The sequence below is a fragment of the Terribacillus halophilus genome (assembly GCF_900162685.1).
In the GTDB taxonomy this organism is placed as follows: domain Bacteria; phylum Bacillota; class Bacilli; order Bacillales; family Amphibacillaceae; genus Terribacillus; species Terribacillus halophilus_A.
Genome location: NZ_LT727827.1, coordinates 302289 through 315612, shown reverse-complemented (window position 1 = coordinate 315612; position 13324 = coordinate 302289). Strand labels below are relative to the sequence as shown.

Genomic DNA, 13324 nt, shown 5'->3' with positions numbered 1-13324 from the left:
TCCTTAAAACTATATATGTTTCTTATCCAGAGAGGTGGAGGGATATGGCCCTTTGAAACCTCAGCAGCAGGTCTGGCAACAGACACTGTGCTACATCCATCGGTTTGATTACCGGCAGATAAGATGAATAGAGGAAGCCTCTCGACGCATCTGTTCGAGAGGCTTTTGTATTTGTCCCGCTGTCGTTTACAGAGAGGGGAACGAACGATGTTTGAATTAATACGTGATTTGTCCAAGTACAAAGGGTGCAGCCAGTCATTTGTGTCGCAAATTGTGGAGAAAATAACGCCGTTTGCTGATGAGCTGCACTTTGACAGACGAGGGAATCTTATTGTCCGTAAATTTGGAGACAGGTACGCGCCGAAAATAACGCTGTTGGCAGAGGTGAAGGAAGAAGTACATGTTGTTACATCTGTGACAGATTTCGGCGCACTTGCAGCAGACGCGAATTACTTTTCCTTAACCTTCCCCCTAGGTCAGTCAGTCCAAGTGGAGACCAAGAAGGGTTTGCTGCAAGGCGTAGTCGTGGCAAGTGAAGCCGAAGAGCACGCAGCTGTCATAGATATCGGTGCGAATACAGAACAAGAGGCACGTCAAATGGGAGTGGAAACTGGCAATCATGTGACATGCTACGATGATCAGCTATATCTTGGGGACGAAGTGAGCGGCAGAGTTGTCGGCAAAGGATTAGACAATAAAATCGCACCAGCTATTGCAATTAAATTGTTGCAGCAATGGGAGCCTAGCGATGGGGAAATTACCGTTATCTTTTTTTCATCTCAAAATAGAAAACAGCTCCTAAGCCAGCTAGAAGGAGAAGCAGCTTTCTATATCGGTTCTGTACCACGTCAAAACACTGCACATAAGAGCAAGGGAACCATTAAGCTAGGCAGCGGTGTGGTCATAAAAGTAGCAGACAAGACGATTCCAATTAATCAAACATTGAAAAACCTCTTAGTTGATTTAGCAATCGCGGACGATATTGCGTTTCAGCTGGAGTTTTTATTTCAGCATCGATATAAAAAGCTGTCTACTAAGATTCCAATAAGTGTGCTCAACATACCAATAGAACATCTGGACCAGACAACACAAGTTGTTTCGGTAAAGGATTTGGAAAATACAAATCAGCTGATTCAGACATATCTATTACGCAGCAAAGAATTGCAATTTTAAGAAAATAAATTATGCACCACAGATAGTTATCCTATATACTGGCATTACTAGTAAAAAGGAGGCGGTTACGTATGAAAAAGAGCCAAAACCTAACCAAGTCGCAATGCAGGAATATTCTAGCAACCAGGTAAAGGGGAGCTGTCTTTGAAGCAAGCATTACTAATCATTGATGCACAGTATGCATTAATTGAAGGTGGAGCAGGTGAAAGACCTGTCTATCAGAAGGAGAATTTACTACAGCAAATTAACTTGGTCATTAGCAAAGCACAAGCTGCAGGGGCTGACATTCTGTTTGTCCGTGATACGGATGTAGCAGAAGGCCAAGGAGCTGGTTTTGACATTCACCCACATATCACAGTACCAGAAGGAAAGCCTATCTTTAACAAGCAAGCAACAAATGCCTTTCACGGTACAGGGCTGCTGGCGCATGTACAGCAGGCAGACATTACCCATCTTGTCATAATGGGCTGTGAAACGCAGCATTGCATTGATACAGCTGTGCGTTATGCCACTGTACAAGGGATGGATGTGACACTCGTTGCGGATGGTCACTCCACAGCAGGATCTGATGTGCTAAATGCAGAACAAATTATTCAGCATCATAACCAAATTTTGCACGGACACTATAATGTGGAACATTTTTCAATTGTACGCCAAGCAGCTGAGGATTTGTTCAGACCAACGCATCATACGTACCGCTAAATAAATAATCAACGCTTTTATAATGCTCATCAGTGTAAGCAACGAAATAGTGGCTTACATTGATGGGCATTTTTTATCGAGGAAGTATAGACTGTTAACGCGAGAATGTCAGGAAAACAACAGCATTTTCTGAATATTAAGTTATTTGTTGTTAGGAATGCTTACGAAAAGCATGCAACCTCCTGCTGCTTCCGACATAATAAAACCATAATTCATCTCAAATACATTTTTCAGGAGGAATTCTATTGGGCTTTGAAGCTATTTTGGGGAAGGTTAGCGAATATTTATGGAGTGTTCCAATGTTGGTATTTATCGCTGTGGTGGCAGGAGTCTACACAATTGCTACAGGTTTCTTGCAAGTAAGATTCTTTAAAGATATGATTACCCAAACTTTCACCGGTAAAAGTTCTGCTTCAGGCGTATCGCCGTTTCAAGCCTTAGTTATTGCATTGTCAGGGAGGGTTGGAACGGGCAATATAGCAGGGGTGGCAACAGCTATAGCTGCAGGAGGGCCGGGAGCTGTTTTCTGGATGTGGTTCATTGCCTTTTTCGGATCCGCAGCAGCGTTTGCTGAATCGACACTTGCACAGATTTATAAAAAGCGAGTAGATGGAGAATACCGCGGCGGACCTGCTTATTATGCGGAAAAGGGACTCGGATGGAAATGGTACGGCTATATCTTTGCAGTCGTTGCAGCTGTTTCTACTTGTTTGTTAACACCTGGCATCCAAGCAAACGCCATTGCAGAAAGTATGGATAACGCATTTGGCATCACTCCATTGATAACAGGTATCGCCTTGGTGGCAATTGTTGGATACGTTATCTTTGGCGGCATTCGCAGAATAGCTTTTTTGGCTTCTTATGTTGTTCCAATCATGGCATTATTTTATTTACTTGTAGCTGCTATCGTAATTTTTGCGAATATCGAACAAGTTCCAAGTACATTTGCTCTTATTTTCTCTAGTGCATTTGGTGCTGATTCTGCCTTTGGCGGTATTATTGGTGCTGCGATTAGCTGGGGAGTGAAACGCGGACTATATTCCAACGAAGCAGGCCAGGGAACAGGAGCTCAAGCAGCTGCCGCTGCAGAAGTTTCTCACCCAGTAAAACAGGGCTTAGTTCAATCTTTCTCTGTGTATATTGATACGCTGCTCATCTGTACAGCTACTGCTCTGATGATTTTGATGACAGGCAATTACAGCGTGGAAAATCCAGATGGCGGATTCATAGTAGATTATGCAAATGGAATGGAAGCAGGTGCAAGTTATACCCAAGCAGCAGTCGACGGTGTACTTGGCGGATTTGGTTCCGCATTTGTAGCCATTTCCTTGTTCTTCTTCGCTTTTACTACACTCGTTGCGTATTTCTATATCGCCGAAACAAATCTGTTTTATATTGTCAGAGGGAAGAAAAGAAAGATTTTCTCCAATATTATGAAACCATTGTTTCTTGTAGCTGTCTTCTTCGGAACGGTACGTTCGGCAGCCTTTGCATGGACATTAGCAGATATTGGGCTCGGTCTCATGGTTTGGGTTAACTTAATTGCCGTCATTCTGCTGTACAAACCGACCATCATTGCTTTCAAAGATTACAAAGAACAAAAGAAGCAAGGACTGGATCCTGTTTTCCGACCTTCACAAGTAGCTATTAAGAACGCTGATTATTGGGAAGAGCGGGAATTGGAAGAAGAGATGCAGCGGAAAACGGTATAAGCAAGAGCTACTGAAAACCAAGGATCTTTGCATCCTTGGTTTTCAATTTGATCTAGAGTTCATGTCTGCGCTAGTAAACTATATTTTGACTATGTTCACACAACTGTAAAAGGACTATTACGAATTTGTGAAAACGCTCACAAATAGAAGCGCAGCATTGTTATTTCGCTTATACTACAAGTGTAGAAGGAAAAGCGCTAATCCCTCTTGATCTATTATGTGAAAGGTTTAACAAACTAATTTCATGAATGGAGTGTGGGAAATAATGATTGTACAATGGATTCGAAATAGCAAAGTGGCGTCTGGTTTATGGACCGTGATTCGTCTTTATTTAGGGTATGCTTGGCTATCTGGAGGACTCGGTAAACTGACAGGCAGCGGGTTCGATGCGAGCGGCTTCCTGCAAGGCGCAGTCGCACAAGCTGGGGGAAATCACCCAGCAGTGCAAAGCTGGTGGGGAGTATTTTTAGAGCAGGTTGCTTTGCCAAATGCAGGACTCTTCAGCTTTCTCGTCATGTGGGGTGAAATATTAGTCGGAATCGCACTCATACTCGGTGTCTTCACAAACTTTGCCGCTCTCATGGGCATCACGATGAACTTTGCTTTCCTATTCAGCGGCACGGTCAGCACAAACGCCCAGATGGTTCTGTTAACTGTCTTCCTTCTTATCGCTGGCGCAAATGCCGGACGTTACGGATTGGACCGCTGGGTGATGCCTTATCTAAGAAATCATTTGCCAAAGCATACACCAAAACGACCAACAAAGCCGGTCACATTTTAACAAGAATATAAAATAGACAATACAGGCAGCCATACTGGCTGCCTGTTCTGCGTGTTGCACTTCTTATCGGCTCTTAACGAGCAGATCGACGGCTTCCTTCACAAAAGCATCCGCCTGCTGCCCATTTTCTTCTGCTTCTATTCTACCAAGTTGGAACTTACAATCTATCCGATTGTGCGGTTAACTGCTGTTCTGGCAGCAGACAACTGCGTAATTACATCTTTGCAGTCTTTATTTTCTTCCATCATTTTAAGAATGCCGCGTAATTGTCCTTCTATACGTTTCACTCGGTTTTTCATCTTGTCATCGTACTCCTTGCCAGTACTTCTTCCGTACCGTAATCTCTTATAACGGTTGGGGTATGCTGTCAATTAATGTCTATGTGCAGTAGGTTTCCTGATGAGGAGACACACGAGGGTGATGATGTTATGTTTTGGTGTAATTGCAGTAGGTTGATTGGCCTGCGGCAGGATAACCGCCTGAAGTCGCAGGAAGTTCCATTCTAATGATTGATGCAAAAGCAGTCCTAATATGAAGGGGAAGATACTAAATGGAGAGAAGGGTCAATCTTATGAATCAAGAAACAGGAGTGCGTGCATTCGAACGATATGGCGAGGAAATAGGGAGCAAATACAAAGTACCTGGTCTTGCGATTGGAGTGGCCGAAGAAGGACAACTGAGCTATGAGAAAGCAATTGGATATCGTGACAGGGAAGCGGAGCTCCCGATAACAGCAGATACCGTTTTTGGAGTGGGCTCCATCACAAAAGCAGTTACAGCTGTTGCGATACTCCAGCTGCAAGAAAAGCAAAAACTGTCCGTACATGACCCTGTCATTCACTACCTGCCAGAATTCAAGATACCGAATGAAACGTTAACGAACCAAATGACGATTCATCATTTTTTGACCCACACATCGGGCTTGCCGCCATTGCTCACTTTGTATGGCGCAGTGAAGAGAAGCATGGAAAAAGATCCGAAATTCGAGGAAGATCAGCAGCAGGAAAATCCATTGGACAGTATTCCGGCAATTGATACATATACGGATTTGATGCGTTTCATCGCCGAGGCAGAGCCTGCACTGCTTGGCACACCAGGAACTGAATTCAGCTATTCCAATGATGCTTATGCGCTGTTGGGCAGCATCATTGAACAAGCAAGCGGCATGCCGTATGAACAATATGTAAAAGAATATATTCTCCAGCCTGCCAGCATGCACAGCAGTGGCTTTCTATACGAAGATTTGAATGAGCATGAAGACATTGCGGTTTTATACGACATACGTATGCAAGCAGGAGAGGGAACAGTATTCAGATCCAATAACCCTTGGGATGCCCCAGCGATGCGTGCAGCAGGATTCCTGAAATCGACCATGAACGATATGGTCAAGTTTATGGAAATCATTCGAAACGCTGGCAAAGTTGACGGTGTGCAGATTCTGTCGCCGGAAAGCGTGGAGCTGATGACTACACTGCATGTCAAATATGCCCATGATAGTTATTACGGGTATGGTCTGATGATCATTCCAGATTTCTTCGGGCATAAGCTAATTCATCATAGTGGGGATATCAAAGGGGTGACAGCCCACATGCAAATCATGCCTGAACTGAACTTGACCGGAATAGCTCTCGCAAACTTGACAGGAGCTCCTACAACCAAACTTCTTCAAAGCGCGTTTGCCAGTCTGCATTTGAATCAGCATCCAGAAGCATCCCATCTGCATGTGGAAGCATCCGACTTATCTCTTGAAAAGTTGAAAGAATACGAAGGAACCTTCGCATCAGGAGATGGCATGACAATTCAAGCCATTATAGTAGATGGAAAGCTGCAATTGGCAGCTCCAGGAATAACTTCTGAAGTACTCGAGCCTATTGGAAATGATGAGTTTTTCATTACATTAAGGGAGATACCTTCCACGATGCGTTTTGTGCGGGATGCAGAGAACAACATCCGTGGTATTGATTTTGTGTTACGGCAGATGCCGAAGATCGGGTGAGGGGAGTAAGGGAAAAAATTAGTGCGGCATAAAATGTAAGCTTGGAAAAGCAAGTAGCGTCTTTATAGAAGCAGGCAGCAGAAAAAGCAGCTGCCTGCTTTTTCACGCATACATGTATGGATCTACGTTCTTTTAAAGGTTACTTGGCATCTAAATATTACGCTTCGAGGCAGCATATATAATCTAGCGATTTTCACTTTTACTAGATTAAAATGAATCTAATTCTAAAATTACATTTATAGGTAAATTTTGTAGTTTGGTTGATTGCATGCTGGGTAAGGAAGTACTAAAGTAGGGCATGTCAAAACCTACAAGGAAATTGGTCACTATCCGATGATTATTGTCAGACTAATGGTCATGTCTAATAGCTAAGGATGAGATAAGTGAGTATGGGACAGAGAATCTTGGATATACTCGGAAGAACACCTTTTGCAATATTTATTGCGGCAGGAATGGCAGCAACACGAATTAACCGTCCAGCAATGGATCATGGGTGTATGTTGTAATCGACGTATTGATTTTCTTTACTGTACTTTTCGTTGCTTACAAGATAGGATTTGCTCTTACTAAAAAGGTTTTGCACAAGTTTAGTAAAGATAACTAATACTGATATGGCATGTTCTAAAGCTCGTGATACGCGCAAAATCATGAGCTTCTTTTATTATGTGCAGAGATTGTTAAAAAATAGGAGTAAGTGATGAAACCTTCTTTGTGGACTTCCGTATGTAGGATTAGTGTTTAATTTGTTGCTCACCCACCGCACAAAATAATTTAGGAGGTAATTCATTTTGGTACTTCTTGTAGATGCATGTAACTTAATTTTCTCATATGCCTATGCATATAACGTTTCAGAAGATGATATTCAAGCGAACATGGAGCAGTTGCGAAAAAACGACTGGTTTCAGCAGTATGTAAGATGTGAACCGTACAGACAGTTATTAATCTCAGATAAAGATGTGCGGCTGCGTATCGGAAAATTGAACAATAAACGTCTTGCTAAAAATCCTCATAAAGAAAGTTATCAGCATATTGTCACGAAAGCTTTGCAAAAGAAGATTATTGTATCAGATGCATAACGCAAACAAGACCTATTTCAATTTGAAGAGAGCTGATTCCTTATATGAGCCAGGCAATAAGATGGCTCAACAGTTTCATAGCAGGAAGCACAATCAAATTTCCCTACACGAGTAAACTCATGATAAGTAGGTCCGCATTTCGGACAAACAAGAGCTGTAAACGTTGCTGTTCCTAGATATTCTTACGCTGGGATGTCCTATTTATTAAAAGCATCAAAAAGAAGCAGCCTCATATAGAGACTGCTCCTTTATTAATCAAGGATATTAAGGGAATGAATTGCGCTTCCAAAGTCGCCCTTCTTACTTGCAAAGCCATCTTCATTTGCTACTCCAAGCAAACCACTGACGATAATCGCCCCCACTAGTATTATGGAAAAAATCACTTTCTTCATTATTTATTCCTCCTTAGATTATAGCTAGTAGATAATATCTGGTTGCAAGCTCATACTGCTTGTTTTCAGTATAATACTGAGCTAACTCTTTCGAATAGTGCCTAATGTTGAATAAATCGTTAATTTTTTGAAAATATTCGATTCCTTCTTGCCAAACGCTCTCAAAGTTAACCTTGTCTTCATATTTCTTATGAAGCATAGCAAATTCCCACTTCATTTTTGTATTGTTGCTGTCTATACTCTTTTGGAATCCTGCTGTGTAGGCTTTCATGGCCTTCGCAGTTTGGTTGGTCTTCCAATAGGAGTCTGCTAATAAATACAGCGTTTTTAATTCGATACGTTCCTGTTTTTTCTCTAATGCCTCTTCCAAATAACGAATTGCGACTGCCGGCAATTCGCGTGTTACGTATAAGAGGCCCAGGTTCAGATTCGTGGATGCTAACAGACTTTCATTTTCGATTTTCTTACAAGTGGCTAGAGCTCTGTGAAGATACTCTTCAGCAGTTTCATAATCAGAAAGTTCCATGTAGTTCATTCCTTGGACTAGCTCTGAACGTGCCAGTAGGAAATTTAGTGCTTCTACAGAATTAAGGTTCTCGACAGCCTTCGCTGCATGAAGAGCAGATAAAGTTAAGATATCCAGAAAGTAGTAGGTCATGGCCTTGATGAGATGAAACTCTCCTAACCCTGCTGGATCAACTACTGAGTTTATACGTTGCTCAGCTTTCTCAAAGCTCATTAACGCTTCCTCGAATTGTTCTTCGTAATAGTAGATAATCCCTTCAGCAAAAGAATGTTGATATCTATGTACTTCTGTGAAGCTATCTTCATATTGCCTAGCTCTTGCTAACGAGCGCTTGCTTTCTTGGAGTTCTCCAGTAATCGTATAATACCGACTTTCCAATATGAAATATGAGATAAGTGTTTGTGTATCAAAATGGTCAGTATGCTTATTCAACTCTTCATGGATGCTGCGAGCAGCTTCTTTTTTATCAAGCTGAATACTCACAGACCAATTATCCAGATGACCTATCATATCAAGACTTTCCATAGTACAAAGCTCTCCCATCAATAATTATCTATAAGACTATTCTATCTTATCTCAACAATAGAAATATTGGGAATGTTTGTAGTGGAATGCTGGTTAAAATGTCTTTTTTCTTCACATGGTTTCTTGTCTGGTGAAGAAAATACAAAAGACGCAATTTTCGCTATATCTCGACTGTTCGTCTTGACATCAATGTTTTTTTCCTCCAATGATTTTTGCCTTCAGGATGGTATGGTTCGCAAAGCCAGTGTTCAAGGAGTAAAATGTTTTTACTTTCGTAGGTTATTCTTATGGCTGTATATTGCAGAAGTTTCCACTTTTGGATATGCTTTAGTTGGAGGTGATACCTGATGGCAATTGAGGAAAATGCTCATGCGTCAGAATTGGCAGCAGCTCACGCAAAGCCTAGAAGGAAAGGCGATACTTTGTGTGAGGAGTCAGTTATCTAATCGCCAATGTATCCGTTTCTGTCTAGGCTTTGCACTTATCAATGTAATTATCATGATAAGGGAGCGAACAGAAAATGGATAAACGGACAACGACAGAACAAGCATTTATTCGAAACGACCAATATAACTTCATTGCACGGCAGGTGTCTCATATCATCAATGCCCACGCAACGGTGAATCATAAAGATACCTTGGATGGTGTAAAACTTCATGCATTGTCAAAAGTGGAAGAGAAACTGCCTGATTTGACAGAAGCCCAGCTTCATTTGCTTGAGGACCTTCTTGAAATAGAAGATGAAAAGGAAGCAGAAGCGTTTCTTGTCAAACTGAGGGAGTATGTTATCCCATTTCGGCGTGTATCGAAGAAGACAGTAGAAAAGCTATTTCCGAAAGCAAAAAAACTGCAGCTGCCAGACTTGGAAAAATTAGATTTTCAAAAGATATCCTATATCGGCTGGTTTGATACGCGCGCCCAAAAACAGCACTTGATTGTAGAGTACCAAGGCAAGCTGAAGGGCATTTCCGGTGTTTTCGATAACAGCGGCACGCAGGGCATTTGTACATTATGTAACCGTCTTGAGGAAGTTGGCTTGTTTGTGACTAGAGTAAGAAGCGGAAAAGAGACGTACGTGAACCGCGGAAACTATATTTGCAAAGACAGTCAGACTTGTAATGAGAAGCTTACGGATCTAGGGAGAGTGGAAGTTTTCTTAGATCATTTGTTTTCATAAGGCAGCAGCATATAAAAGAGAAAACCAGCCAAATCAAATCGGCTGGTTTTTCCTTATTTCTTCTTATTCATTTTTTTAATCTTGAAATGCAGGCTGAAATAGCGGAACGACATATATAAATCGTAAGCAGCTAGAGCTGACAAGAGGACAGAGAAGAATCCCCAACCGTTATCTGCCTGTACATGGTTATAAGCCCAAAACACGAAAAGAACTCCTAAAACAAGATTCAATATCGCTGCGGGCAATGGCGTACGTATCATAAAATTCCTCCAAAAATGATTGTTTGCATGTTTTCTAGTTGTTTACGCATTTGTTCGATTTCTTCCATTCTCTCTGGTGTTAACAATAGCTGGGAAATGACAACGGTTAAATTCATTAAGCTGTGTACCACGATAGGCACAATAATTCGTTTTGTCAGTACATATAATCCGGCAAAGACGACTCCCATGCTAAAGTATGTCAGCAAATGCAAAAGTTCCATGTGCACCACACCAAATAGAAGTGCGGAAATCAAAACTGCTACAAAGAAATTTGTCCTTTTGTAAATCTCCCCGAAAATAATCTTACGAAAGATAATTTCCTCTAAAACAGGTGCGAATATAACAACAATTAATACGAACGCTGGCACGTCACGAACAGCTTCTAGAAGGTTCGATGTATTTTCTGAACCAGGAACTATACCAAGAGCCATTTCAATCATTGCAGCAAGCATCTGACCTGCAAAAGCAGCGGCAACTCCAACAACAATCCAAAGAATTGTCATCCATGGGCCAGTTGCACCTCGCATTGCTGGTGTGCGCATATCCTTACGCAACAGGAGAACCGTAATAATTACAGCTATTAGAAATCTAATTACACTCCACCAATTTTGAACGGTATATAGATCTACTCCTTGATCTTTCATCCAAGGAACAAATGGAACGAGCAATAACACAGAAAACTGCATAACAATGTATGTCAAAATAATAAACCAATAGCGTCCTGGCAATGTAACGACTCCTTCCGCCTTACCTTATGTAGTTTGCATCTAACGTATTTTAACATAACTATGGGGCAAGTATGTAGCGGCGTGTATTGTATTTGCTTTGTTAATTCGTACGAAGCTGGCAGGAGAAAGCAATAAATCGTCGAACAACTATCAGAGTGTCTTACTTGCAATCCGTTTTCGTTTTGATTATTATAATAACTGTATTAGCACTCAACTTATTCGAGTGCTAAAAATCAAATTATCGATTATTTAAGGAGGGTTTCTCACATGTTGAAGCCACTAGGCGATCGTGTCGTAATTGAACTTGTAGAGCAGGAGGAGAAAACAGCAAGCGGTATTGTACTCCCTGAATCTGCAAAGGAAAAACCGCAAGAAGGTAAAGTTGTTGCCGTCGGTAGCGGTCGTGTAACCGATAATGGTGAAAAATATCCACTAGAAGTTGCTGAAGGCGATCTTATCATCTTCTCTAAATACTCTGGTACTGAAGTGAAATACGAAGGAAAAGATTACTTAGTTCTTCGCGAAAGCGACATTCTTGCAGTAGTAGGATAATCCGAAGAGCAGAAACATATAACATAGAAGATATTATAGGAGGTTATTATTCATGGCTAAAGACATTAAGTTCTCTGAAGACGCTCGCCGCGCAATGCTTCGCGGTGTCGACACACTTGCTGATGCAGTGAAAGTAACGCTTGGACCAAAAGGACGTAACGTTGTTTTGGATAAGAAATTCGGTTCTCCGCTAATCACGAATGATGGTGTGACAATCGCAAAAGAAATCGAACTAGAAGACGCATTTGAAAACATGGGTGCACAGCTTGTATCTGAAGTTGCTTCTAAAACAAACGAAATCGCTGGTGACGGTACAACTACAGCGACTGTTCTTGCGCAAGCAATGATCCGTGAAGGTCTGAAAAACGTTGCTTCTGGTGCGAATCCAGTAGGCGTACGCCGCGGTATCGAAAAAGCGGTTGAAGTAGCTGTTTCTCAGCTTAAAGAAATCTCTAAACCAATCGAAGGCAAAGAGTCTATTGCACAAGTAGCGGCAATCTCTGCAGCTGACGAAGAAGTTGGTAAACTAATCGCAGAAGCAATGGAGCGCGTTGGTAACGACGGCGTTATCACAATCGAAGAATCCCGCGGCTTCAACACAGAGCTTGAAGTTGTAGAAGGTATGCAATTCGATCGCGGTTATGCTTCTCCATACATGGTTTCTGACCAAGACAAAATGGAAGCAGTACTTGAAGATCCATACATTCTAATCACAGATAAGAAAATCACAAGCATCCAGGAAGTGCTTCCTGTACTTGAACAAGTTGTACAGCAAGGCAAGCCACTATTGATGATCGCTGAAGACGTAGAAGGCGAAGCACTTGCAACACTTGTTGTGAACAAACTGCGCGGTACATTCAACGCGGTTGCTGTTAAAGCACCAGGCTTCGGTGACCGTCGTAAAGCAATGCTAGAAGACATCGCAACACTAACTGGTGGTGAAGTGATCACAGAAGACCTAGGTCTTGATCTGAAGAACACACAAATCACACAGCTTGGCCGCGCTTCTAAAGTTGTTGTTACAAAAGAAAACACAACAGTAGTAGAAGGTAACGGCAACCCTGAAAACATTTCTTCCCGCGTCGCACAAATCCGTGCACAAGCAGAAGAAACAACTTCTGAATTCGACAAAGAAAAACTACAAGAGCGCCTAGCGAAACTAGCTGGCGGTGTTGCAGTAATCAAAGTCGGCGCAGCAACAGAAACAGAATTGAAAGAACGCAAACTACGCATCGAAGACGCCCTAAACTCTACGCGTGCAGCAGTAGAAGAAGGTATCGTAGCTGGTGGTGGTACAGCACTAGTAAGCATCTACAACAACGTTGCAGATCTTGACCTTACTGGCGACGAAGCAACTGGAGCGAAAATCGTCCTTCGTGCAATCGAAGAACCAGTTCGCCAAATCGCACACAACGCAGGCCTTGAAGGCTCTGTTATCATCGAACGCCTGAAAAAAGAAGAAGTCGGCATCGGTTTCAACGCAGCAACAGGCGAATGGGTAAACATGCTTGACACAGGTATCGTTGACCCAACAAAAGTAACACGCTCCGCACTCCAAAACGCAGCATCCGTAGCAGCTATGTTCCTTACAACTGAGGCCGTAGTAGCTGACAAGCCAGAAGAAAACGCTGGCGGCGCAGGCATGCCTGATATGGGTGGCATGGGCGGAATGGGCGGTATGATGTAATTACATCGCCCAAAACGTTGATATGAAGTGGTTTTTA

13 protein-coding genes, 1 pseudogene and 1 riboswitch are annotated in these 13324 nt (G+C 42.1%); of the genes and pseudogenes, 9 read left to right on the top strand and 5 right to left on the bottom strand.

Translation table 11 applies throughout. The features are described 5' to 3' along the window. Positions 1-19 precede the first annotated feature (19 nt). Positions 20-125: riboswitch (SAM riboswitch) on the top strand. 82 nt (positions 126-207) lie between these two features. The 4 genes from B1K52_RS02520 (at position 208) to B1K52_RS02505 (ending at position 4368) form a co-directional block, all read left to right on the top strand. Further along, positions 208-1173, top strand: coding sequence for a hypothetical protein (locus B1K52_RS02520; RefSeq protein ID WP_179106436.1), 966 nt, complete (start codon positions 208-210; stop codon positions 1171-1173). Positions 1174-1317: 144 nt separating this feature from the next. Next, complete coding sequence (locus tag B1K52_RS02515; protein ID WP_077305108.1) at positions 1318-1875, top strand: isochorismatase family protein; 558 nt, start codon at positions 1318-1320, stop codon at positions 1873-1875. Positions 1876-2174: 299 nt separating this feature from the next. Next, positions 2175-3587, top strand: coding sequence for an alanine/glycine:cation symporter family protein (locus B1K52_RS02510; protein ID WP_077305857.1), 1413 nt, complete (start codon positions 2175-2177; stop codon positions 3585-3587). A 265-nt stretch (positions 3588-3852) separates the two neighbouring features. Further along, complete coding sequence (locus B1K52_RS02505) at positions 3853-4368, top strand: DoxX family protein (RefSeq protein WP_077305105.1); 516 nt, start codon at positions 3853-3855, stop codon at positions 4366-4368. A 63-nt stretch (positions 4369-4431) separates the two neighbouring features. Here B1K52_RS02505 and B1K52_RS02500 read toward each other — a convergent pair. Next, a pseudogene (locus B1K52_RS02500) lies at positions 4432-4667 on the bottom strand (metal-sensitive transcriptional regulator). A gap of 272 nt (positions 4668-4939) precedes the next feature. Here B1K52_RS02500 and B1K52_RS02495 point away from each other — a divergent pair. Together B1K52_RS02495 and B1K52_RS02490 are read left to right on the top strand one after the other, a co-directional pair. Next, a complete protein-coding gene (locus B1K52_RS02495) occupies positions 4940-6364 on the top strand; it encodes a serine hydrolase domain-containing protein (RefSeq protein WP_179106435.1) in 1425 nt (474 codons plus the stop codon). A gap of 788 nt (positions 6365-7152) precedes the next feature. Continuing rightward, complete coding sequence (locus tag B1K52_RS02490; RefSeq protein WP_077305099.1) at positions 7153-7440, top strand: hypothetical protein; 288 nt, start codon at positions 7153-7155, stop codon at positions 7438-7440. A gap of 251 nt (positions 7441-7691) precedes the next feature. Here the strand turns inward: B1K52_RS02490 and B1K52_RS17825 are convergent, their stop codons facing one another. Both B1K52_RS17825 and B1K52_RS02485 read right to left on the bottom strand, forming a co-directional pair. Further along, the gene (locus tag B1K52_RS17825) at positions 7692-7832 is read right to left on the bottom strand and encodes a hypothetical protein (RefSeq protein ID WP_179106434.1); all 141 of its coding nucleotides are present in this window, start codon (positions 7830-7832) and stop codon (positions 7692-7694) included. Positions 7833-7845: 13 nt separating this feature from the next. After that, complete coding sequence (locus tag B1K52_RS02485) at positions 7846-8883, bottom strand: tetratricopeptide repeat protein (RefSeq protein ID WP_179106433.1); 1038 nt, start codon at positions 8881-8883, stop codon at positions 7846-7848. 520 nt (positions 8884-9403) lie between these two features. On the opposite strand from B1K52_RS02485, the gene B1K52_RS02475 reads away from it, so the two are divergent. After that, positions 9404-10060 carry a FusB/FusC family EF-G-binding protein gene (locus B1K52_RS02475; RefSeq protein WP_077305090.1) on the top strand — a complete coding sequence of 219 codons (657 nt, stop codon included), beginning with the start codon at positions 9404-9406 and terminating at the stop codon, positions 10058-10060. Positions 10061-10113: 53 nt separating this feature from the next. Here the strand turns inward: B1K52_RS02475 and B1K52_RS02470 are convergent, their stop codons facing one another. Together B1K52_RS02470 and B1K52_RS02465 are read right to left on the bottom strand one after the other, a co-directional pair. Beyond that, the gene (locus tag B1K52_RS02470; protein WP_077305087.1) at positions 10114-10320 is read right to left on the bottom strand and encodes a DUF4305 domain-containing protein; all 207 of its coding nucleotides are present in this window, start codon (positions 10318-10320) and stop codon (positions 10114-10116) included. Then, positions 10317-11048, bottom strand: coding sequence for a CPBP family intramembrane glutamic endopeptidase (locus tag B1K52_RS02465; protein WP_143588818.1), 732 nt, complete (start codon positions 11046-11048; stop codon positions 10317-10319). The genes B1K52_RS02470 and B1K52_RS02465 overlap by 4 nt, the downstream gene beginning before the upstream one ends. Positions 11049-11315: 267 nt before the next feature. Between B1K52_RS02465 and groES the strand changes: the two genes are divergently transcribed. Both groES and groL read left to right on the top strand, forming a co-directional pair. After that, a complete protein-coding gene (gene groES / locus B1K52_RS02460) occupies positions 11316-11600 on the top strand; it encodes a co-chaperone GroES (protein WP_077305084.1) in 285 nt (94 codons plus the stop codon). 52 nt (positions 11601-11652) lie between these two features. Beyond that, positions 11653-13287, top strand: coding sequence for a chaperonin GroEL (gene groL, locus B1K52_RS02455; protein ID WP_077305081.1), 1635 nt, complete (start codon positions 11653-11655; stop codon positions 13285-13287). Positions 13288-13324: the final 37 nt, after the last annotated feature.